Source organism: Pseudomonas sp. NPDC090233 (assembly GCF_044772285.1).
Taxonomy (GTDB): domain Bacteria; phylum Pseudomonadota; class Gammaproteobacteria; order Pseudomonadales; family Pseudomonadaceae; genus Aquipseudomonas.
This window is the reverse complement of the sequence record NZ_JBIVYQ010000002.1, coordinates 237,005-258,387: the sequence shown is the minus strand read 5'-3', so window position 1 is coordinate 258,387 and position 21,383 is coordinate 237,005. Positions and strand designations below refer to the sequence as shown.

Sequence of the window (21,383 nt, the reverse complement as noted above, 5' to 3'; positions counted from 1 at the left end):
GACCTAATGAGCATCGGCAGAAGGCTGCGCAGGTGGCTTGACCTGGCGCATCAGCGGCACCAGCAGCGTGGCGAGCACGAAGCAGGCCATGATCACCAGAAAGGTGTCGGCAAAGGTCATGGTCAGTGCTTCACGCCAGGTCAACGCCCACAGCCGAGACAGAGCAACTTGGTTGGCATGCAGGGTATCCAGGCCGAGGGCTTGAGCGCCATCGCGCAGTTGCTCAAACCAGTTGTTCATATTCTCGTTGCGCGCGTCCAGGTGCTCGGCAAGACGCAGGAAATGCACGTTGGTGCGGTCGTTGAGCAGCGTTGCGCAAGCGGCAATGCCGATTGCGCCACCCAGGTTTCGCATGAGGTTGAACAAGCCTGAAGCCAGCTTCAGCCGCGCGGGCGCAAGCGCGCCCAGGGTCAGGGTGACGGTGGGCGGCACCGCCAGTTGCTGGGCAAAGCCGCGAATGGCTTGCGGCAGCAGTAACTCCTTGGCGCCCCAGTCATGGGTGATGGGTGCGAAGTTCCACATCGACAGGCCGAACAGCGCCAGCCCCAGCATCAGGATCCAGCGCAGGTCCACGCGGTTGGCCAGGAAGGCGTACACCGGGATGGCCAGCAACTGGAACACGCCGGTGGAAAACACTGCCAGGCCGATGTCCAGCGCGCCATAGCCACGTACTCGGCCGAGGTACAACGGGGTGAGGTAGATCGTGGCGAAGATGCCGATGCCGGTGATGAAGGAAAACAGGCAACCCAAGGCAAAATTGCGGTCGCCCAGTGCACGCAGGTCGACGATGGGTTCCTTGATTTGCAGGCAGCGCCAGATGAACAGGGCACCGCTGAGGGCTGCAATCCAGGCGGTAGTGGCGATCGTGGCGTCACTGAACCAGTTCCAGCGCGGGCCTTCCTCCAGGGTGTACTCCAGGCAACCGAGAAATACTGCCATCAGCGCCATGCCCCAATAGTCGGCACCTTTCAGCAAGCCGAGGTTGGGCTGGTCGACCTTGACCAGCAGCGGCACGGCGAAGGTAACGAACAGGCCGGGCAGCAGGTTGACGTAAAACAACCAGTGCCAGGACGAAATATCAGTGATCCAGCCTCCCACCGCTGGCCCCAGGGTCGGCGCAAGCGAGGCGATGGCGCCGATCACCGATGCCGCGATCACCCGCTGCTTGCCGCTGAAGTAGATGAACGCCGTGGTGAACACCAATGGGATCATCGAGCCGCCAAGAAAACCCTGCAGGGCGCGAAAGGCAATCATGCTTTGGATGTTCCAGGCCAGCGCGCACAGCAGGCTGGTCAAGGTGAAGCCGGCCGCCGAGGCGGCGAACAGCCAGCGCGTGCTCATCACCCGCGACAGCCAGCCGGATAGCGGGATGACGATGATTTCCGCGATCAGGTAAGCGGTCTGCACCCAGGTGGTGTCGTCCGCGCCGGCCGACAGCCCGCCACCGATGTCCTTGAGCGAGGCCGACACGATCTGAATATCGATCAGGGCAATGAACATCCCCACGCACATGCAGGCAAAGGCGGCGACTTTCTGCGCCGGAGTGAGAGCCGGCAGTTCGCTGTTCACGGCCGGGCTGCTGCGGTCTGGGTATCAATTTCGGCGATCACCGACAGGCCTGGGCGCAGTGCGCCGAAGTCGGCATCGTCGCCCTCGAGACGCACCCGCACCGGTACGCGCTGAACGATCTTGGTGAAGTTGCCCGTGGCGTTTTCCGGCGGCAGTACGCTGAACTGCGCACCGGTGGCCGGCGCGATGCTCTCTATACGGCCGTGGAAGGTGCGCCCCGGAAGGATGTCGGCAGTCACGCTGACAGCCTGGCCAACCTGCATGCGGGCAAGCTGGTCTTCCTTGAAATTGGCGTCCACCCACAGGCCGTGGGCCGGGACCACGGAGAGCAACTGGCTACCGGCTGCGGCATAAGCACCCAGCTTGGCCCGGCGGTTGCCGACATAGCCGTCAACGGGGGCGCGCAGTTCGGTATAGCCGATGTCGAGCTGTGCCTGGTCGCGGTCGGCTTCAGCCTGCGCCAGTGCCGCGCGAACCTGCTCACGCTGGGTGTCGATCACCGCCAACTGCTGGCGGGCGGCGCGCAAGCCCGCGTCGGCATGGCTGCGTTCGGCCTGTGCGGTTTTCCAGGTGGCTTCGGCGCGTTGGGCACTTTCCACCGACACCGCCTGGCTGCGTACCAGGTTCTGGTAGCGCACCCGGTCATCCAGCGCCCGTTGCGCTTCGGCGCTGCGGGCGTCGATCTGCGCCCTGGCCTGGCTGATCACCGCCTGCTGCAACTGCTCGACCGCGTCGAGGTTGGCCAGGCTGGCACGCTGCGCGGCCACGGCGCCGTTGGCCTTGGCCAAGGCCGCGCGGTAGTCGCGTACATCGATGCGGGCCAGCAACTCGCCGGCTTTGACAAACTGGTTGTCGGCCACCGCCACCTCGGTGATATAGCCCGGTACCTTGGCGCTGATCACTGTTACATCGGCGCCGACATAGGCATCGTCGGTGTCTTCGATAAAGCGCCCGGCCGACCACCAGTGGCTGGCATAACCCGCGCCGGCAATGACCGTGAGGGCCAGCGCGGCCAGGCGCAGCACTCTCTTCGCAACGGGTTTGCGGGCAACCGTTTCGCTACTTTCGATCGTGCCCGGTAAAGCGCCTGCAGGAGCGTTCATGGCGGTCAGTCCTCTGCGCTGTCTTGCTGAGGGAAGGGGCTTACCCAGGTCTTGCCCTGGCGGTTGGCGCGGCCGGTTTCGGCGCGCCAATGGGTCAGCGGGTCGGCATCGGGCGAGATATGCACTCGGTGGTCGTCGACGGTGATCGGCTTGCCGGTGTTGCTGTCCATCAGCGCCAGGGCCACCGGCTCACCCGTTTTTTCATCGGCCAGGTAGACCTTCTTCGAGCCAGCGGCATGCTTGGCACCCCAGGCCATCAGCGTGAGGATCACCGGGCGCAGGTCGCGACCGGCTTCGGTGAGGTGATACTCGAAGCGTGGCGGGTTTTGCTGGTACGGGCGGCGTTCCAGCAGCCCTGCGGTGATCAGGTCGTTGAGCCGGCGGGTGAGGGTGTTGGTGGCGATGCCGAGGCTGTGCTGGAACTCGTCGAAGCGGCGCAAACCATAGAACGCATCGCGCAGGATCAACAGGCTCCAGCCATCGCCGATGTGTTCGAGTGCGCGAGCTACCGGGCAGGGCATAGGTTGGAAGCTGGCTTTTTTCATGGGGCTGATCTCGGCCTGTGAGCTACGGATGAGCTCACTATCCGCCAGTAACTTTCATTATGCAAGTTACTATCTGCCTGATCAGCGATGCCGCTGGTCGGCTCAGCTAGAGGTTGCCGGTGCCAGGCCATTGATCAGCAAGCGCACAGAGGACGCCATTGCGGCGTGGTAATCGATGCGGTGCTTCGAGCCGCCGGCGCTGTGCCAGCCCATGTTGACGCATGACTGCGCGATGGCCCAGATCGACGGCAACACATGCTCCGGGTTGACGGCTGCCAGCTGTCCGCTGTTGACCCATCTCCGGATATGCGCGGTGTTGTCCCGCGCCTGGCTGGCCCAGCGTTCGAGGAAATCGCCGGGCATGCGTCGCCCACCTTCCTTGAGCTCCTGTAGCAGCACCTTCGACGCGTAGGGCCGGCCTTCGAACAGGCGGATCATCGAAGTGACCGTGCGGCTGAGCGCCTGTAGAGGCTCGTCGTCGTGCTGGAAGGGCGCGCAGGCTTGCAGATAGCCGGGAGCGATGTCTTCCAGTACGCCGTTATAGAGGTTGGCTTTGGATTTGAAGTAGTAGAGGACGTTGGATCTGGGCAAGCTGGCCAAGCCGGCAATGACCGAAAGCTTGGTCGCGGCATAGCCCTGCTGGGCGAATGCCTCGCTGGCGGCATTCAGGATGACCCTGCGGACAGGGTCAGCCTGAGGCGAGTCGGATGCCTTCGGGGTTTCGCGGGGTAATTCGAACGGCATGATGTACACGGCAATGCACCTGAGTCGGGCGATTGCGCAATATACAAAACTATACAGCGGTAATGTTAGTTTGCTGGATAAATGCCTGTAGTCAGTCTCGGATTGAATCAGCGGCGGTAGTAATGATGGTCGGCCTCGTAGCGATGGTGCATGGCTCGGTCATGGTGGCGCTGCCAGTCGCGACGGCGTTCGGCTTCACGGCGGGCTTGCTCCCGACGCCACTGCTCCCGGCGCCAGTTTTCACGGCGCCAGTCGTCGCGACGGTCGTGCCGGTAGCCGTCGTGGTGGTAACGGTCATCATGGGCCAGCAGCGTGGCGGGCTGTTGTGCAGTCACGCTTGCCAGGCTCGGCCAGGGGTTGTTTGGGGCCTGCACAGGCACGACTTCGGTTACTGAAACAGGCGTGGACGCCTTCATGGGTGTTGCAGATGCCGAGCCCATTGCCGCGAACGCGAACAGGCCGAACAGCACTATCCGTGGGACATGGATTTTCATGAGCGAAGACAACCTCTGCTGGATATTGGGACGCTGGGCCATGCGTTCACGAGAACGGCATGAGCCTGATCACATAGACCAGCAAAGCGGAAAAAGTTCGGGAAAACCGCCACTTAAATGGCAGGGCCAATCGGGAACGGTATACTTCGCGCTTTTGCCAATGCCCCGGAGAAGCTCATGCGGCAGGTTTTGCTTATCGTCGATGTTCAGTCCACTTTCAGCCCGCCGGAGTGGCTGGTCGACGGCGTGCGTGCGTTGTCCGCGATGATCCCGACCATCGCCTCGATCGAATTGCACGATGAGCAGGTGACCCCCTTTGATCGGCAGCTTGGCTGGCACCCTGCGGCGCAAGACGAAAGCCTGGTCGAAGCCGACAAGGTCTTTATCAAGCACGGCTATGGGCAAACCCCCGAGACCCTCGATTACATCCGCCAGCTAGGTGTCGAGCGGGTGCTGGTCTGCGGGCTGCAGACCGAAACCTGCGTGCTGGCCGCCGGCTTCGCGCTGTTCGATGCGGGGCTGATGCCAACGTTGATTACCGACTTGACGGTGGGGTCTTCCCTGGACCGCTCAGGCAAGATGGGGATCGAGCTGTGGAAGCACCATTTCGGCAACGTCACCACCCGTGCTGAGGTGTTGGCCGGTCGCTGACCCAGACCAGGGGGCGGGAGGGATCATGGCTGGCCATGCGCTTGAACATTTCCGATTCGAGCATGGACTTGAGCGGTTTGCCCAGTGTCAGCATACGTTCGGCGAAGTCTGGGCTGATGCTGCCGGTGTCTTCCAGCGACAGGTCGCGGCCGGCATCCAGGATCGCCAAGAGAATTTTAGGGGATGCCAGCTTAGGCAAGCGGATTGTCAACTTGGGTAACGCTGGGGTAAACGCGCGTAATACCTCGTAGGAGCGGCTTCAGCCGCGAACACCGGCGAAGCTGGTGCCATCCACCGCGTCGTTTGCTTCGCGGATGAATCCGCTCCTACAGGATAGACACTGCCAGCTGATCAAGGCCCACGCTGCCACACCCACGCCTGCAGAGCATCTTCGAGCCACTCAACCGCGGTGGCGACAGCGGCGGCCGGCCCATCAGTAGGCGTAACGCAAGGTCGTCATGAAATTGCGTGGCGCGCCGTAGAGCCCTGCGGCCGTAGTGGTGAAGTATTCCTTGTCGAACAGGTTGTTGAGGTTGACCGACGCCGACAGCGCCGGGGTGATCTGGTAGCGCGCCATCAGGTTGACCAGCGCATAGCTGCCTTGGGTGGTGGCATAACTGAGGTCATAGCCACTCGCGCTCTGCCAGTTCACACCGCCACCCACGGTCAGCTTGTCCAGTTCACCCGGCAGCCGGTAAGTGGTGAACAGCTTGACGCTGTTGCGCGGGATTTCGGTGACGATACGGCGGTCGTCGTCGTTGAAGCTGACGCTGTACGAGTAGCCGCCGGTGACCTGCCAGTCTTCGCTGAGTTGGCCATTGACCTCCAGCTCGACGCCCTCGCTGGTGGTGCCATTCTCCGCCTTGTAGGCCTGGAAGCCATTGGGCTGCAGCAGGCCGCCATCGGCGACCGCCAGGTTGTCCTGCTCGACCCGGAACAGCGCCAGGCTGGCGTTCAAGCGGCCCTCATCGAAGCCGGCCTTGAGCCCCACCTCGTAGCCGGTGCCTTCCTGCGGATCGAGGGGCGAGCCATTGACGTCGCGGATGTTGTTGTTCTGCGGGTTGAAGATTTGCGTGTAGCTGGCGTAGGCCGTCCAGGTGTCGTCCAGGTCGTAGACCAGGCCGGCGTACGGGATGACGATGCCGGTCTCGGTGCGCTCGACCTTGGTGGTGGCGCCACCGTTGAGCCAACTTTTGTTCTCGCGGTGCCAGTCGACCACGCGGGCACCGACGATCAGGCTGGCGGCGTCCGTGAGGTGCCAGCGCGACGTCAGGTAGGCGGCGTACTGGGTTTCGGTGAGGTCGCTGGCACCGATTTCATTGAACACGGGTTTGGGCGTGTGGCCATCCCAGTTGTAGACATCGGCGATGCTGCCCTGATAGCCAGAGGAGGGGCGCTGCCAGCCCCCGTAGTTAGGCGTGTCGCGCTCTTCGATCCGGGACAGGGTCACGCCACCGATCAGCTCGTGCTCACGGCCGAGAAAGGGAAACATGCCCGTGACGTAGGCATCGAGGTTGTCCTGCTCGGGCGTGGCCTGCCAGCGGGTAGGCATGATGAACGCGCCGGCACCGGTAGCCGGGTCTATCTCGCCGGACATGTAAGCGATCACCGTGTCATAGTCGTTGCGCGCATGGCTGTACTCCAGCTTGCCACTCCAGCCGTTGTCGAACTGCTGTTCCACGGAGGCAAACAGCGTGCTCTGTTTACGGTCGTAATAGCTCCAGTCTGGCGACGGGTTGAACGAGCGCTTGAAGTCGGTTTTGCCCCCATCGGTGGTGAACAAGGGGAAGCCAGTGCGCATTGGGGCGTTGGCGTGGGTCACCTGGTGACTGAAGCCCACGGTCAGCAAGGTGGAGTCGCTCAGGTCCAGTTCGGTGATGCCATACAGCGTCGACAGTTCCTGGCTGAAGCGGTCGATCCAGGCATGCTGGTCTTTCTGCTCGGCGAGGAAACGCCCACGCACGTTGCCGCTGTCAGTCAGCGCCCCGGCAACATCCACCTGCAGCCCGTAGCGGTCCCAACTGCCAGCCTCGGCCGAGAGCAGAACTTGCGGGGTGCTGGTGGGGCGCTTGCGGATCAGGTTGATGGTCGCCGAGGGGGTGCCCAGGCCGCTGATCAGGCCGGTGGCGCCGCGTACCACTTCGATGCGGTCGTACAGGGCGGTGTTCTGGGTGTAGTTGTCCATGCGTGACGAGGTCGGCACGCCGTCGATTTCAAAGTTGCTGATGGGGAAGCCGCGGGACAGATACGCGGTGCTGTCGGCACCGACGCTTTCGCGCACGACGGTAATCCCGGTCGTGGCGTCCAGGGCATCGGTGAGGTTGTCCAGTTTCTGATCCTGCAGACGCTGGCGCGTGAGCACGGTGACCGACTGCGGCGTCTCTTTGAGTGACAGGTTCAGGCGGGTCGAGCTGCTGGACGACTCGGTGGTGTAGGACCCGGAACCTTCAGTGGTGGCACCGGGCGCCTTGCCGGAAATGCTCAAGGGAGTCAGCTCCAGCGCGCTGTCTCCCGACGCACTGGCGGGCATCAGCACATAACTGCCATTGCTCTCTCGGCGAGCCTGCAGGCCGCTGCCTGCCAGCAATCGGGAAAGGCTTTCGTCGATGCTGTACTCGCCTTGAAGGCCTTGGCTGGTCAACCCGGTGGTCTGGGCGCTGGCGAACGACAAGGTGACACCCGCTTGCGTCGCAAACTGGCTCAACACAGTGCCCAACGGGCCGGGTGCTATCTGGTAGCGGCCGAGCTGCTGCTCGGCGGCAAAAGCGGGTGCGCAGCAGGGCAGGGCGATCAGGCCGGCAACAGCCAGCTGGGTGGCCAGGGCCAGGGGAAGACGGGGCATCGAGGGTTTCCTGATTAGCGTGGCAAACATGCGGCAGTTATCGCCGCTTCATGGTTTGGCCGAATGAGAATGCAAATCAGCAACCCCTGAACATGATTTTTTTCATGCCGCCTCGATGCGCACCCAATAACGCGTCAGGTAGCGCACGCGGATGGGCAGCGAACTCGCCAGGTTCTGCAGGATGATGTCGGTATCGTCCAGCCGAAATGCGCCGGTTACCCGCAGGTTGGCCACTGCCTCACTGCAGCTCAGTACACCAGGGCGATAGCGTTGCAGTTCGGTGACCAATGCATGCAGTGGCCAGTCCGGCACGCTCAGCATGCCGTGAACCCAGGCGTCGCTGTCTGGCGCTAGCGATTGCGGTTGGCCGAGCTGCTGGCGATCAAAATCTGCCTGTTGGCCGGCCCCCAGGCGCAGCATGTGTTGGGGGGCCAGGGCTGGGCGCATTTCGACGGCGTGCTCCTGCACTCGCACCTGGCAATACTCGGCGCCCCCACGCACGACAAACCGGGTGCCCAGCGCGCGAATGCTGCCTTGGGCGGTATGCACGATGAAGGCGCGCCCGGCGGGATCGTGAGCGGTTTCGATGAGGATCTCGCCGTGGTACAGGTGCACCTCGCGTAGCTGCTCGGTGTAGCTGACGTCCACTGCGCTGTCGGTGTTGAGGGTCATTCGCCCGCCATCGGCCAGCTGCACCAGGCGCCGCTCGCCCTTGCCCGTGCGCAACTGCGCCAAGCGCGCTGGCCAGGGTTCGCTGGCATGCAAGCCCAAACCCGTAGCGCTCGTCACCAGTAGCAGGCCCAGCACCTTGACCACCGCCCGCCGCCGTGCGCGGGCACCGGCCAGTGTTGGCAATGCAACGTCACAGGGCAGCACGCCCAGTTGCTGCTGGAGCTTCTGCACCCGCGCCCACGCCTGGGCGTGCCGAGCATCCTGGGCCATCCAGCGCTCCCAGCCCAACCGGTCCGCCTGGCTGGGCAGCGCTGCGTTGAGCTGCACGTACCAGGTGGCAGCCGCTTCCAGCACCTTGCGATCAAGCACGCTTTCAGTCCTCCATCAGCAGCAGGCACTGGGTCATGGCGCGGACCATGTGTTTTTTCACGGTGGTCACCGACACGTTCAACCGCTCGGCGGTGGCCACGTAACTCAGGCCTTCGAGTTGCACGGCGAGGAATATGTTGCGGGTACGTTCGCCCAGGCCGTCGAGCATGGCGTCCACGGCAGTGAGCGTTTCGATGATCAACAGCCGGGTTTCCGGGGAGATATCCAGCGCTTCCGGGCGCAGCGCCAGTGCATCGAGGTAAGCCTGCTCGACTGCGCGGCGGCGAAAGCGGTCGATCATCAAGGCCCGGGCAACGGCGGTAAGGTAGGTGCGCGGTTCCCTTATGGTGTCGACATTACGTGCGCTCAGCACTCTCAGGAAGGTGTCCTGGGCCAGATCCGCCGCGTCGCTGGAGTTGCCCAGGCGGGCACGTAGCCAATTGTTCAGCCAGCCATTGTGCGCTTGGAAGAGCTGATGCAGAGAGGCGGAGTCGGGAGAAGGCATGGTGATCTTTTTATGCGAATGATTCTCTATATTGTTGGCTGCAATGGTCGTCGAAGACAAGCCCCGAGTCGGCAGCTATCGCTCACTAAACCGTCGGCAGCTCGTACCCGCCAATGCCTCGGCCAAGCTTGAGCGCCCGCGCATGTAGCACACGCATCAGGTGCAGCATCGCCTGCGACGGCGGTTCGAAGCGCGAATAAACGAAGCTGATGTCGAAGTGAATCTCCTCGGCCAGCGGCACCACCGCCAGGCCGCTGTCTTGCGCGACGAATTCATCGATCAGGGTGATGCCCATGCCTTGCTTGACCAGCGCCACGGCTTCGTTGGCATTGGTAAACGACAGCAACGACTCCAGTTGCAGGCCGTGGCGAGCGATTTCCTGCGCCAACAACTTGCCGAACGGCATGTCCGGGCGGAACAGCAGCAGCGCGTGGCCCTCCAGTTGGTGCAACGTCAGTGTGGGCTGATGAGCCAGCACATGATCGGCGGGCATCACCGCCACCATGCGCCCGCGCATGAAGGCCTGCGAATGCAGGTGATCATGGACCACCGGCAGGGCGGCAATCGACAGGTCGACTTTTTTTGACAGGAGCTGGTTGGGCATCTCGCCCATCAGCGAGGTCTGCCATTCGATCTGCAGCGCCGGTGCCTCACGCTTGAGCTGGGCCAAGGCAATCGGAATCACCACCGTCGACAACGAAGCGCTGCAGGAGATGCGCAACTGGCGATGAGCGCCGGACGCCAGTGACAGCGCGGTCTCATTGACCTGCAGCGCCGCCTGGTACACCCGCTCGACCTCACGCAACAGGATCTGCGCTTCAGCCGTGGGCACCAGGCGGTTGTTGATGCGCTCGAACAGGCGATAGGCCAGGCGCCCCTCGATGTAACCGATCAGCTTGCTCACCGCCGGCTGCGAAACGTAGAGCATCTTCGCCGCGGCGCTGATCGAGCCGGTGAGCATGACGGCGCGGAACACCTCCATGTGACGCAGTTTGAAAACCAGCGTGCTGGCGTCGGCAAGCATTGGCATTACCTTCGGTTATGGTTTTGGCCATCTGTGTATGAGCGCCAGGGCCGCGCCCGCAGTATCGTGAGCCCAGGCCAATCGCCCTGGTGGCGAACAATAACAAGATCTGCAGGCAAGCGCAGTGGCGCTTGAAGGAGCCGCCTTTGAACATCTTTGACGAACCGAAGATCGATTGCCATAACCATTTGTTTGACCCCGCACGCTTCCCGTATCACCCCGACGCCCCCTACGCACCGTCCGGCCAGGAGGTCGCACCGCTGGAGCAGTTCAACCAGGTGATGGACGCCTACGGCGTGCGTCATGCCCTGCTGGTGGGGCCGAACAGCGGCTACCACACCGATAACCGCTGCCTGCTGCATGCCTTGGCCAGCGGCGAGGGGCGCTTCAAGGGCGTGGCGGTGGTCGATCGCCAGATAAGCCTCGAACAACTGACCGCGCTGCGTGAGCAGGGTGTGGTCGGTGTGGCGTTCAATCCTGCGCTTTATGGCGTGGCCAGCCTGCACGATGTCGAGCCGCTGTTCGGCAAGCTTGCCGAGCTTGGCCTGTTCGCCCAGGTTCAAGTCTGCGAAGACCAGTTGCTCGATTTGCTGGGCCTGATCGAGCGCAGTGCGGTGCGTGTACTGATCGACCATTGCGGGCGACCGGACGCTGCCGCCGGCATCCAGCAGCCCGGCTTCCAGGCCTTGCTCCGGCTGGCCCGGCACGGGCGGGTCTGCGTGAAGCTTTCGGGCATGCAGAAATTTGCCGCCGCCGATGCCCTGCACGCGCAGAGCAGCGCCTACGTGCATGAGCTGATCAACGCCTTTGGCCCGCAGGCCTGCGTGTGGGGCTCAGACTGGCCGTTCATTCGCCAGCGCACACGCGTGGATTACGGCCCGCTACTGAAGCTGGCCGAGCGCCTGATGCCTGACCCGCACCTGCGCCGCACCATCCTCTGGGACACCCCCAGGCGCCTGTTCGGCTTCGCCTGATGCCTGCAACAAAGAACCTGCACTCGCTCAAGATCCTGGCGCTGACCTCTGGCGGCGCAAATACCCTGAGCCGCACCACAGGGAAGGGCGGTTATTGCCTGGGCAGGGGCAGTTGCCGGCGTTGATGGATGCGTTGCCGGCCGATGTGCAGGTGAGTGTGGAGACGCCTTCTCTGCTGCTGCAAGGGTGACAGCGTGCAGTTTCAAGGGTTGATCTGGTATCCCCGCCCTTGCAGGCAACCGCTGTAGGCGCTGGCTTGAGCCGAGCTTTGTGCCTGACTTTGGCTGCGTCGGTCCTGGCGCCTCTCCTGACGCTGATGAGCGCCGCCGACTACCGCACCCGCTGCGGCAACCTCGCCAGCACGGTTCTGCCGGTATTGCTGTTTGGTGTCGTCGCTGACCCGGTCGTACACTTCATCGTGCTGATTGCCACGTACCTGCGCCCCTACCGCACCGGCTGTAGCACCCACGGCAGCGCCTTTTACCCGCCCACCGACATGCGGGCTGGAGGGGGTGTTGGCACTGTTCGCGGCATTGGCGGCCACGTTGTTGCAGTCATTGATGTCCAGTTGCATCTGCTGGCTGCTCTGGCCTTTGAGAGGCACTATCGATTGAGCTTGCAGGGGTTGCGCTGCGCAAAGCAGCACCAGCAGGTAACTCCCTGTGAGCGTACGCATGGCACACCTCCACTGGATGGGAATCGCATCAGAAAGCATAGCTGGTATCGGAAGCACCGCCCCGCCAGGGCGACCAGTGCTTCAGCATCAGGCGCTGCCGCTAATCACGGCTATCACTATGCTCAGGTATCAGCCATGCGCCGTACGCAACGGCACCTCCCGCAACAACCACGACAACCCGAACGCCACACCGCTAACCACCGCCGCCACCAGAAACACCCCATGCATGGCCCCGGAAAACGCCGCAAGATAAGCCTGCTGCAGCGGCGCTGACAAAGCATGCACCGCCGTTGGTGACAGGCTTGCCGCCCCTCCTGCACCCGCGGCGAAATCGCCGCGCAGCCCATCCAGCAATGCGCGGGAGAACAACGCGCCAAACACCGACACGCCCACCGAACCGCCGATGGAGCGGAACAGTGTGGCCCCTGAGGTCGCCACGCCCATATAGCGCCGTTCGACGCTGTTCTGCACGGCCAGGATCAGCACCTGCATCACCATCCCCAATCCCGCACCGAGCAAGCCCATGTAGAGGTTCATCTGCCACATCGGCGTATTAAGTTCCAGCCGGCTCAGCAGGCCGAGAGCGATCACCTGCAGCAGTGTGCCGATGATCGGGAAGATCCGGTAGCGGCCCCAATGGCTGATCAGGCGCCCGGTGATGGCCGACACCACCAGCAGGCCGCCCATCAACGGCAGCATCTGCAAACCGGCGCTGGTGGGCGAGGCATCCTTGACCACTTGCATGTACAGCGGCAGGAAGGTCACTGAGCCGAACAGCGATACGCCGACGATCAGGCCAATCAGGCCGGCCAGCACGAAGGTGCGGTGACGGAACAGGTGCAGGGGCATGATCGGTTCGGCGGCGCGGCGTTGCTCGAAAACGAAACCGACCAGGCCGATCATGGTAAAAAGCGCCAGGCACAGCACATCGAGCGAGGCCCAGGGCAAAAGGCCGCCGCCCAGGCTGGTGATCAGCACTAGCGAGCCGAGCATCACGGTGAGGAAGAACGCGCCGATGTAGTCGACCACATGTTTGACCGGCGCAACATGCGGGCGGAACACGCTGCCGATCACCACCACCGCCAGCAGGCCCAACGGCAGGTTGATGAAGAAGATCCAGTGCCATGACAGGTGCTCGACCAGAAATCCCCCGATCAGCGGCCCGACCACGGTGGCCAGGCCGAACACCCCGCCGAACAGGCCCTGGTAACGCCCGCGCTCGGCAGGGGGGATGACGTCGCCGATGGCCGCCATGGCCACGACCATCAGGCCGCCACCGCCCAGGCCTTGCAGGGTGCGGAACAGAATCAACTGGGTCATGTCCTGCGCCACGCCGCACAGCGCCGAGCCCAGCAGGAACAAGGCGATGGCGATCTGCAGGACCCGCTTGCGGCCGAACAGATCACCGAACTTGCCATACAGCGGCACCACCACGGTCGATGCCAGGAGGTAGGCGGTGACCACCCACGACAGCCAGCGCAGGCCGCCGAGGTCGCTGACGATGGTCGGTAGCGCCGTAGAGACGATGGTTTGGTCGAGTGCTGCGAGGAACATCACCAGCATCAATGCGCCGAGCAGCAAGGGAATGGACGTCTGTGTCTGCGGTTCGGCCGGTGGGGTTTGGGGATTTCGTTGGAGCAGGGTCACGGCTGCACTCCTTGGGTATACAAGCGGCTGCTTTCCCGCAGCCCTGCCTGCGCGAAGCTGTACAAGTGAGTCGCGACTTCATCGGCAGGCATGCCGAGGATTTCGTGCAGCGCACCGGAGGCACCGCGCGGGCCGATCAGCAGCATGGCCCAGGGGGCAGTGACGCACAGGATGCAGCGGGTGAGGGCGGGGTGCTCCGGGGCAATCCCGGTGATCTCGCTGAACAGGCCTTTGAGCAGCGCCAGCCTCAACGGCGCCCCGGTTTGCAGATGTGTCTGGCCATGTGGGCTGGGAGCGAGGATCTCGGCCGCCAGCACGCGCAGGTGCCAGTTGTTGCGCCGCTGCGAGGCCTTGTTGACCACCAGCTCGATCAGGGCGCTCAGCTTTTCGGTTGCGGGCTGCTCGCCGAGGGTGATCCGCTGCAGGTCGGAAATGTCCAGGAAGCGCCGCCGGGCTTCGTCGAGCACCGCCAGGTACAGGCCGTTACGGCTGCCGAAGTGATAGTTGATCGAGGCCAGGTCGACCTCGGCCTTGGCGGCGACCGCCTTGTTGCTGGTTTCGGCATAGCCAACGGCGGCGAACAGTTCGCCGGCAGCTTCAAGAATTCGGTTGCGGGTCGCTTCGCCATCCTTGCGCGGTTCACGCGGCGCTGTTGCCATGAGGTCGGTTCCGAAAAAACACAGGTGAAATCAAGCTGACTTAATTTAAATCTAAATTCAATTTAAATATGGTGTTGGCGACGGGCGGGTCAAGGTAACCGGGCGGCGCACAGTGCTAGGGCGAGAGCCTCTACCTATGGTATACAAGCCCCTTAACGACACCACTTATCGCCTGGCCCCCGGATGAGTCCACGCTTGGGTGGTGATTAACATGCAACTGCTCCTTTTATTGTGAAACGGAGATTCGAAGATGACCGCCACCGACCGTCTGAGCCTGCTGCAGTATGAGCACCTGGGCCTGGACGATGTTGCCGCCGCCGAATTCAAGGTCGCTCTGGATGAATTGCGCAAACTGGCGCTGGGTGACCGCTACGAGTACCATGCTGCGCTTTACCTGGGCGATATCGCCGATGCCAAAAGCCGCCAGCAACTGGATCAGACCAGGAACTGGGGCATTGGCTTCCTGCAGGGGCTGACCTGCGCCCAGGCGTTTACCGAAGAGCAGATCAAAGCGTTGCGCGGCGTGTTCCAGGCGGCCGCGAAGCGCTCCTTGGAGCGTTTGCCAAGATGATCCCGGAAGGACTGGCGGCCGCCTGATTTTGGTCCAGACTGTGTAGGACATGCGCACAGCGGTACAGCAGTCGTCCACTGGATGTGGCAGCCTTTCGCGACCACGCCTGGTCGCTGAAGGGCGCATGCATCGAGGGTTCAGATGGTTGCGCGCGAGTCTGGCCGGTCCTTGCTGCTTTTCCTTGGCCTGTTTCTGCTGCCGCAATTCTCGGCGGCAGACGAAGGTTGTCGGCAACTGACAGCCACCGGCAATCCGGAATATCCCCCCTACCTGTGGCGCGACCCGCGTAATCCCCAGCACTTGGTTGGCGCCAATGCCGACTTGCTCAAATACCTGGGCGAGGCGCTTGGGCTAGAGATTCAGGTGCTCTACGGGGGGCCGTGGTCGCGGGCACAGGAGGAAGTACGCACTGGCCGTATCGACCTGCTGGCTGGCTATTTTCTGACCCAGGCACGTCAGCAGGAGGTGGACTTCGTCAAACCGCCATTCCTGCGGACTCCCAGCGTTGTCTGGGTGCGCCAGGACGCGGCCTTTGTCTATCGCAGTTGGGCAGATCTGCAGGGGCACATCGGTGGGACGCTGGTCAGCAATAGCCATGGCCAGCAGTTCGACGACTATGCCGCGGCCAACCTCAAGCTCGAAGCGGTGCCCAGTGCCAGGCAGGCATTCGAGAAGCTGCTGCACAAGCGCAACGACTACGTGATCTTCGAGCAGTATCCGGGTATGGCGCTGGCGCGTACGCTGGGTATGGACAAGCAGCTGAAGGTCCTTGAGCCGCCGGTTTCCAGTGAGGGGTTGTACCTGGCGCTGTCCCGGGAATCGCCCTGCAACCAGCCAGCGCTGCGTGAACAGCTGGCGCAGAAGATGAAGGAAATCGTTTCCGGCCCGTTACCTGGGCAATTGCTGGAGAAGAATCTCGAGCGCTGGAAGCAGGAGCAGTTGCGGCTGCAGCACTGAACTGGCGAACCCTGTGGGAGCGGCTTTAGCCGCGAAGCAGACGACGCGGTGGATGGCACCGGCTTCGCCGGTGTTCGCGGCTGAAGCCGCTCCCACAGGGCCTGCGCTGTTAATGAGCCTGATGTATATTTCAAGCAAACGGCAATCCAGCGCTGGCTTCCCCGGCCCGCTTGGCCTGGGTCACACTGACCTCGCCGGGTAGCGCCACGCCATTCTTGATGGCAAGGATCTCGGCCATGACGCTCACGGCAATCTCCGCCGGAGTCTTGCTGCCGATGTAGATGCCGATGGGACCATGCAGGCGCTTGAGGGTGACTTCGGTTTCACCGAAATGCTCGATCAGGCGCGCACGGCGCAGTTCGTTGTTACGCCTTGAGCCGATCACGCCAATGTAGAACGCCGGGCTGCGCAAGGCTTCAAGCAGGGCCAGGTCGTCCAGCTTGGGGTCGTGGCTGATGCCGACGATGCAACTGCGTAGGTCGGGGGCGAAATCTCTGACCACGTCGTCCGGCATGCCGACGATCTTCTCTACGCCTGCGACGTTCCAGCCATCCATGTATTCCGGGCGCGGGTCGCACACCGCCACCTTGAAACCGTTGAACAGCGCCATGGTCGCCAGGTATTCGGCCAGCACACCGGCTCCGATCATCAGCATGCGGTAGCCAGGGCCTAAAGTGTTGACCATGCGCTGGCCGTCGAAGCTGAATTGTTCGGGCGCGTGGGTGGTGGTCAACTGAACGTCACCGTTGCCAAGGTCCAGCTCGCGACGTACCAGGTTGCCCGCGTCCAGGCGTGGCAATAGCTGCTCCAGGCTTGGCAAAGACGGGTTGAATTCCAGGATCAGCTCCAGGGTACCGCCGCAGGGCAGGCCGAAGCGGTGCGCCTCGTCGGCGCTGACACCGTAGCGGACCACGCGCGGCAGCCCCTCTGGCATACCGTCGCCCTGGTAGGCGGTGGTGTAGCGGTGGACCAGATCATCCTCGATACAGCCCCCGGACACGCTGCCAATCACTCGGCCGTCGCCGCGCAGCGCCATCATCGAACCCACCGGCCTTGGCGACGATCCCCAGGTGCGGGCCACGGTGGCCAGCAGCACCCGTTGGCCAGCTTGCAACCAGTCGCGGGCGGTGCGCAGGACCAACAGGTCGATGCTTTCCATGGGCAGGGCTCCTTATCGCATATGCAAAATGATCGGGCTGCTGCTGGCCGGGTCGGTATGCTCGCGCAGCTTGCCGACGGCCTGCGCATCCACCGCGCCGCCGTGATTGCCCCAGGTGCTGCGGACGAAACTCAGCACCTCGGCAATCTCCTGGTCCGACAACTGCTCACGGAAGGCCGGCATGCGATAGGCATCCGGTACGCCAGCGGCGACGATCCGTTGCGAGCCGTTGAGGGTGATGTTGATCGCCGAGGCATTCTCCTTGGCCAGCGACGAAGTTGCCCCCGCCAGCGGCGGCATCCACTCGGCCTGGCCTTTGCCGTCCAGGCCGTGGCACGTGGCGCAGCGCGTTACGTAGGTGTGGGCGCCGGGGGTGTTCAGGCGTTCGGCGGCCGATACGGTTTGATACTGCCAGGGTGCGCCGTCGCGTTGTGGGTCGCCCGGCAATGTTTTGAGATAGCGGGCAATCGCCGCCAGGTCGTCATCGCCCATGAACTGCGTAGAGTTGTTGAACGCCTCGGTCATCGAGCCATAGACCACCGCATGCTGGTTGCGCCCGGTCTTGAGGAACTGGACGATCTCGGCTTCGCTCCAGCGGCCCAGGCCGGTGTTGTGGTCGTTGCGCAGGCTGGGTGCGTACCAGCCATCGAGCAGCGCACCGGCCAGGAAGGGTTTACCCGCTTCATCCAGGGCTTTTTCATTGAACGCCAGCCCGCGCGGGGTATGGCAGCTGCCACAGTGCCCAGGGCCCTGGACGATGTAGGCGCCGCGGTTCCACAGCGCGTCCTGCTCTGGCTTGGTCGCGTAAGGCGTGTCAGCCGAGAACAGGCCGTTCCACAGGGCAATCGGCCAACGCATGTTCAGCGGCCAGGGAATGTCGCTGGGGATATTCGCCTGTTGCGCAGGCTGTACACCCTTCATGAAGAAGGCATACAGCGCCCGCACATCGTCATCGCTGAGCTTGGCGTACGACGGGTAGGGCATGGCCGGGTACAGGCGCCGGCCACCCGGCGCGACGCCATGGCGCACCGCGCGGTCGAAGTCGGCGAGGCTGTAGGTGCCGATGCCGGTCGCAGGGTCCGGGGTCACGTTGGTGGCGTGGATCGCGCCCAGTGGCGTGGCCATTTCCAGCCCGCCGGCAAAGGGCTTGCCGTCGGGCAGGCTGTGGCAGGCCACGCAATCGCTGAGCCTGGCCACATACTCGCCACGGCTGACCAGCGCCGGGTCGAAACTGCTGTTTTGTTCAGTAACGAACGGCGAGGCGGGCTCGCGGGTGACATACCAGGCCAACAGGCCTACCGCGACCAGGCACGGCAGCGCCAGCCAGGTTGCGGTTCTTGCGAAGCGACGCTGGGTCATGGGGCAGTCCTTGTCTGGTCAGCTGAAGGTATGGCGGCTCAATGGCAGGCTGCGCACGCGCTGGCCCGTGAGCTGCGCTACCGCGTTGGCCACGGCCGGCGCCACTGCCGGCAGAGGCGGCTCACCGATGCCGCCCATCTTCGCGCCGCTTTCAACGATGCGCACATGCACCCGGGCCATGCGCGAGGCCGGCAGGATCGGGTACAGGTCGTAGTTGCGCGCGCGCGGTTTACCATCGATGAACACCGCTTCTTCGATCAGCGTCTGCGACAGACCCAATGCCACGGCACCGTTGACCTGCGCTTCAATGATCGCCGGGTTGACGATGCTGCCGGGGTCGATCGCCTGCCAGATGTCGTGCACCTTGACTTGGCCACCCTCAAGCGACACCTCGGCGATCACCGCCGCTTCAGAACCGAATGGCGAAGCCATCGCCACGCCGCGCGCCCGTTTGCTGCCGTCTTCGGCGGTAAACGGCCCGCGTTTCCAGCCGCCGGACAGCTCGCCGACCGCCTGCAGCAGCGTGGTCAGCCGCGGGTTGTCGCGCAGCAGGTGCAGGCGCAGTTCAAAGGGGTCCTTGCCACCCTTGTCGGCCAGTTCATCCAGGAACGATTCATAGAAGAAGTCGTTCAGCGAGTTGCCCACCGAACGCCAGTAACCGAGCATGGCCGGGCCTTTGACGTAGATCTGCGCGATGCGTTTGTTGGCGATGGCGTATGACTTGCCCGACAGCCCCTCAAGCGCGGTCGGGTCGATTTTCTCGCCTTGCTTGCCAGCCAAAGCTTCGGTCGGGCCTTCGGTGGCGCTGACCGCTTCGATGGCCACGGGCAGGCCGTCGGCATCGAGCCCGGCGCGGAACTTGACCACGGCCACGGGCCGCAGTACATCGCGCAGAAATTCTTCCTCGCGGCTCCAGATCAGCTTGACCGGCCGGCCAACCGCTTTGGCCAGCAAAATGGCCTGCGGGTAAGGGTTGGCCGAGTCATACAGGAAGTGACGGCCAAAGAAGCCGCCCAGCAGCGGTGAATGCAGCGTGATCTGCGCCGGGGCCAGGCCGGTGCGCTTGGCAATGTCGTCGCGGAACATGTCCGGTGCCTGATTGGGCAGCCAAACCTCCAGCGAACCGTCCGGGTTGAACCGCGCGATGGCTGACGGTGGCTCAAGTTGGGCGTGGTTGAGGTATTGGTTTTGATAGGTGGCCTCGACCTTGGTCTTGGCGTTGGCCAGGGCGCCAGCGATGTCGCCCTCGTTTTCCTCGTCGCGGGCCGGGCCCTGCTGGGCAGCCAGATGGTCGCGCCAGGCATCACTGGAGAAGTAGGCCGGCATCGGCCGCACCTTGCTGTCGGCACCGGGTTCTTGCCAGTCCACCTGGATGGCTTCCACAGCGCGTTTGGCGTGCCACCAGCGCTCGGCCACCACCGCGACGGCGCCCGGCAACTGATGCACCGAATGCACGCCTTTCATCGCCTTGACCTGGGCTTCGTTGCGCAGGCCGCCGACGGTCATGCCCAGGCGTGGCGCGTGCTGCACGGCGGCATGGAGCATGTCGTCGACCTTGATGTCGATGGTGTACAGCGCCTTGCCGGTGGATTTGTCGTAGGCATCGACGCGGCGTACCGGCTTGCCGATCCAGCGGAACTGGCTGGGGTCGCGCAACTTGATGCTGGCCGGGTCCGGCACCGGCAGGTCCATGGCCCGTTCGGCCAGCTCGCCATAGGCCAGTGAACGGCCGGAGGCGGCATGCAGCACTTTGCCAGGCTCGGTGGACAGTTCACCCACCGGCACCCCCCATTGCTCGGCGGCCGCCTGCAGCAGCATGGCCCGGGCTAGCCCGCCGAGGCGGCGCATGGTCGGGTAGCTGGTGCGCACCGACATGCTGCCGCCGGTGATGCGCATGCCATTGTCCATCACCACATAGGCTTCGCCAGGCGGGGCGCTGTCGACCACGAAAGTGGCCGGGTCGACGTCCAGTTCTTCACCGACGATCTGCGCCATGGCGGTGTAGGTGCCTTGGCCGCCTTCCATGAAGGGGCACAGCAGGCGCACCGTGCTGTCAGGGCGGATTTCCAGAAAAGCAGGAACCTGTGTGCCGCGTTCCACAGTGGCAGCCACAGCTGCCTGCACCCGACCGGCGCCCAGCGGCAGGCCGAAACCGAGTACCAGAGCACCTACGGCGGTGCCGGCGAGAAAGCGCCGACGCGACAGGTTGACCGTTTCGCCCGCTGGCAGGTCGAGCAGGGCTGCAGGGATTTCGACAGGCGTGTTCATCAGGCCTTCTCCCCTTGGGCAAGCTCATGCACGGCGGCGTGGATGGCGTTGTAGGTGCCGCAGCGGCACAGGTTGACCATTGCCGCGTCGATCTGCGCATCGCTGGGTTGCGGGGTGTGCTTGAGCAGCGCGGTGGCCGCCATCACCTGGCCGGACTGGCAATAGCCGCATTGCGCGACCTGGTGTTCGACCCACGCCGCCACCACGCGCTTGCCCACGTCATCGGCCTCTATGGCTTCGATGGTGGTCACTTCACGCCCGACCACCCCGGCCACTGGCGTGACGCAGGCGCGTACCACATTGCCGTCCACCAGCACCGAGCAGGCGCCGCACTGGGCCAGGCCGCAGCCATACTTGGTGCCGGTCAGGCCCAGGTCGTCGCGGATCACCCACAAAAGCGGCGTGTCGGCGTCGGCCTCGACCTGGTAGGTCTTCTGGTTGATTCGAAGTTCCATGGCTCACCTGCTGATCATCGGTTGTCATCGTTTACGGTCTGGTGAGGAATACGTTGTTCCCCAATCCAGAAACGCTAGCACAGCGCTGTGACCGCCGGTCTGGCAGGGGCTGCAAGTTCAGAGGATCAGGCAAGCAATCC

21 protein-coding genes are annotated in these 21,383 nt (G+C 63.6%); 4 read left to right on the top strand and 17 right to left on the bottom strand.

The features are described from left to right. Window positions 1-3 precede the first annotated feature (3 nt). From ACIQUF_RS05640 to ACIQUF_RS05620, 5 genes are all read right to left on the bottom strand, one after another. On the bottom strand, window positions 4-1,569 hold the full coding sequence (locus ACIQUF_RS05640) for a DHA2 family efflux MFS transporter permease subunit (RefSeq protein WP_403129318.1): 1,566 nt from the start codon (window positions 1,567-1,569) through the stop codon (window positions 4-6). After that, a complete protein-coding gene (locus tag ACIQUF_RS05635; protein WP_403129317.1) occupies window positions 1,566-2,672 on the bottom strand; it encodes an HlyD family secretion protein in 1,107 nt (368 codons plus the stop codon). The genes ACIQUF_RS05640 and ACIQUF_RS05635 overlap by 4 nt, the downstream gene beginning before the upstream one ends. A 5-nt stretch (window positions 2,673-2,677) precedes the next feature. Continuing rightward, complete coding sequence (locus tag ACIQUF_RS05630; protein ID WP_403129315.1) at window positions 2,678-3,217, bottom strand: winged helix-turn-helix transcriptional regulator; 540 nt, start codon at window positions 3,215-3,217, stop codon at window positions 2,678-2,680. 102 nt (window positions 3,218-3,319) lie between these two features. Continuing rightward, window positions 3,320-3,961 (bottom strand): TetR family transcriptional regulator C-terminal domain-containing protein, encoded by a 642-nt coding sequence (locus ACIQUF_RS05625; protein WP_403130294.1) that lies wholly within the window; start codon window positions 3,959-3,961, stop codon window positions 3,320-3,322. 107 nt (window positions 3,962-4,068) lie between these two features. Then, window positions 4,069-4,455, bottom strand: a complete 387-nt coding sequence (locus ACIQUF_RS05620) for a hypothetical protein (RefSeq protein ID WP_403129313.1) — start codon at window positions 4,453-4,455, stop codon at window positions 4,069-4,071. 177 nt (window positions 4,456-4,632) lie between these two features. Here ACIQUF_RS05620 and ACIQUF_RS05615 point away from each other — a divergent pair, with 177 nt between their 5' ends. Continuing rightward, window positions 4,633-5,106 (top strand): isochorismatase family protein, encoded by a 474-nt coding sequence (locus ACIQUF_RS05615; RefSeq protein ID WP_403129311.1) that lies wholly within the window; start codon window positions 4,633-4,635, stop codon window positions 5,104-5,106. Here the strand turns inward: ACIQUF_RS05615 and ACIQUF_RS05610 are convergent. The 5 genes from ACIQUF_RS05610 to ACIQUF_RS05590 form a co-directional block, all read right to left on the bottom strand. Next, window positions 5,072-5,305, bottom strand: a complete 234-nt coding sequence (locus ACIQUF_RS05610) for a hypothetical protein (RefSeq protein WP_403129309.1) — start codon at window positions 5,303-5,305, stop codon at window positions 5,072-5,074. The genes ACIQUF_RS05615 and ACIQUF_RS05610 overlap by 35 nt on opposite strands. A 234-nt stretch (window positions 5,306-5,539) precedes the next feature. Beyond that, window positions 5,540-7,948 carry a TonB-dependent siderophore receptor gene (locus ACIQUF_RS05605; protein ID WP_403129307.1) on the bottom strand — a complete coding sequence of 803 codons (2,409 nt, stop codon included), beginning with the start codon at window positions 7,946-7,948 and terminating at the stop codon, window positions 5,540-5,542. 102 nt (window positions 7,949-8,050) lie between these two features. Beyond that, window positions 8,051-8,989, bottom strand: a complete 939-nt coding sequence (locus tag ACIQUF_RS05600) for a FecR domain-containing protein (RefSeq protein ID WP_403129305.1) — start codon at window positions 8,987-8,989, stop codon at window positions 8,051-8,053. 4 nt (window positions 8,990-8,993) lie between these two features. After that, window positions 8,994-9,494 (bottom strand): sigma-70 family RNA polymerase sigma factor, encoded by a 501-nt coding sequence (locus ACIQUF_RS05595; RefSeq protein WP_403129303.1) that lies wholly within the window; start codon window positions 9,492-9,494, stop codon window positions 8,994-8,996. Window positions 9,495-9,579: 85 nt separating this feature from the next. Beyond that, window positions 9,580-10,524 (bottom strand): LysR family transcriptional regulator, encoded by a 945-nt coding sequence (locus ACIQUF_RS05590; RefSeq protein ID WP_403129301.1) that lies wholly within the window; start codon window positions 10,522-10,524, stop codon window positions 9,580-9,582. Window positions 10,525-10,664: 140 nt separating this feature from the next. On the opposite strand from ACIQUF_RS05590, the gene ACIQUF_RS05585 reads away from it, so the two are divergent. Further along, on the top strand, window positions 10,665-11,492 hold the full coding sequence (locus ACIQUF_RS05585) for an amidohydrolase family protein (protein ID WP_403129299.1): 828 nt from the start codon (window positions 10,665-10,667) through the stop codon (window positions 11,490-11,492). Between the two features lie 202 nt (window positions 11,493-11,694). Here the strand turns inward: ACIQUF_RS05585 and ACIQUF_RS05580 are convergent, their stop codons facing one another. The 3 genes from ACIQUF_RS05580 to ACIQUF_RS05570 all read right to left on the bottom strand — a co-directional run bounded on the left by ACIQUF_RS05580 (window position 11,695) and on the right by ACIQUF_RS05570 (window position 14,474). Further along, the gene (locus tag ACIQUF_RS05580; RefSeq protein WP_403129297.1) at window positions 11,695-12,168 is read right to left on the bottom strand and encodes a YMGG-like glycine zipper-containing protein; all 474 of its coding nucleotides are present in this window, start codon (window positions 12,166-12,168) and stop codon (window positions 11,695-11,697) included. Window positions 12,169-12,297: 129 nt separating this feature from the next. Then, a complete protein-coding gene (locus ACIQUF_RS05575) occupies window positions 12,298-13,815 on the bottom strand; it encodes an MDR family MFS transporter (protein WP_403129295.1) in 1,518 nt (505 codons plus the stop codon). Next, window positions 13,812-14,474: a TetR/AcrR family transcriptional regulator gene (locus tag ACIQUF_RS05570; RefSeq protein WP_403129293.1), complete on the bottom strand. Its 663-nt coding sequence runs from the start codon at window positions 14,472-14,474 to the stop codon at window positions 13,812-13,814. Before ACIQUF_RS05570 ends, ACIQUF_RS05575 begins: the two co-directional genes overlap by 4 nt. Window positions 14,475-14,724: 250 nt before the next feature. Here ACIQUF_RS05570 and ACIQUF_RS05565 point away from each other — a divergent pair, with 250 nt between their 5' ends. Together ACIQUF_RS05565 and ACIQUF_RS05560 are read left to right on the top strand one after the other, a co-directional pair. Then, on the top strand, window positions 14,725-15,045 hold the full coding sequence (locus ACIQUF_RS05565; RefSeq protein ID WP_403129291.1) for a hypothetical protein: 321 nt from the start codon (window positions 14,725-14,727) through the stop codon (window positions 15,043-15,045). A gap of 141 nt (window positions 15,046-15,186) precedes the next feature. Further along, the gene (locus ACIQUF_RS05560) at window positions 15,187-16,002 is read left to right on the top strand and encodes a substrate-binding periplasmic protein (protein ID WP_403129289.1); all 816 of its coding nucleotides are present in this window, start codon (window positions 15,187-15,189) and stop codon (window positions 16,000-16,002) included. A gap of 130 nt (window positions 16,003-16,132) precedes the next feature. On the opposite strand, the gene ACIQUF_RS05555 is transcribed toward ACIQUF_RS05560, so the two are convergent. From ACIQUF_RS05555 to ACIQUF_RS05540, 4 genes are read right to left on the bottom strand one after another with little or no spacing between them, the layout of a single operon-like run. After that, entirely contained in the window at window positions 16,133-17,161 is a 1,029-nt protein-coding gene (locus ACIQUF_RS05555) for an XdhC family protein (protein ID WP_403129287.1), read from the bottom strand. A gap of 12 nt (window positions 17,162-17,173) precedes the next feature. Next, the gene (locus ACIQUF_RS05550) at window positions 17,174-18,520 is read right to left on the bottom strand and encodes a c-type cytochrome (protein ID WP_403129285.1); all 1,347 of its coding nucleotides are present in this window, start codon (window positions 18,518-18,520) and stop codon (window positions 17,174-17,176) included. Between the two features lie 18 nt (window positions 18,521-18,538). Beyond that, on the bottom strand, window positions 18,539-20,788 hold the full coding sequence (locus tag ACIQUF_RS05545) for a molybdopterin cofactor-binding domain-containing protein (RefSeq protein ID WP_403129283.1): 2,250 nt from the start codon (window positions 20,786-20,788) through the stop codon (window positions 18,539-18,541). Continuing rightward, entirely contained in the window at window positions 20,788-21,243 is a 456-nt protein-coding gene (locus ACIQUF_RS05540; RefSeq protein WP_346614344.1) for a (2Fe-2S)-binding protein, read from the bottom strand. The genes ACIQUF_RS05545 and ACIQUF_RS05540 overlap by 1 nt, the downstream gene beginning before the upstream one ends. Window positions 21,244-21,383 lie beyond the last annotated feature (140 nt).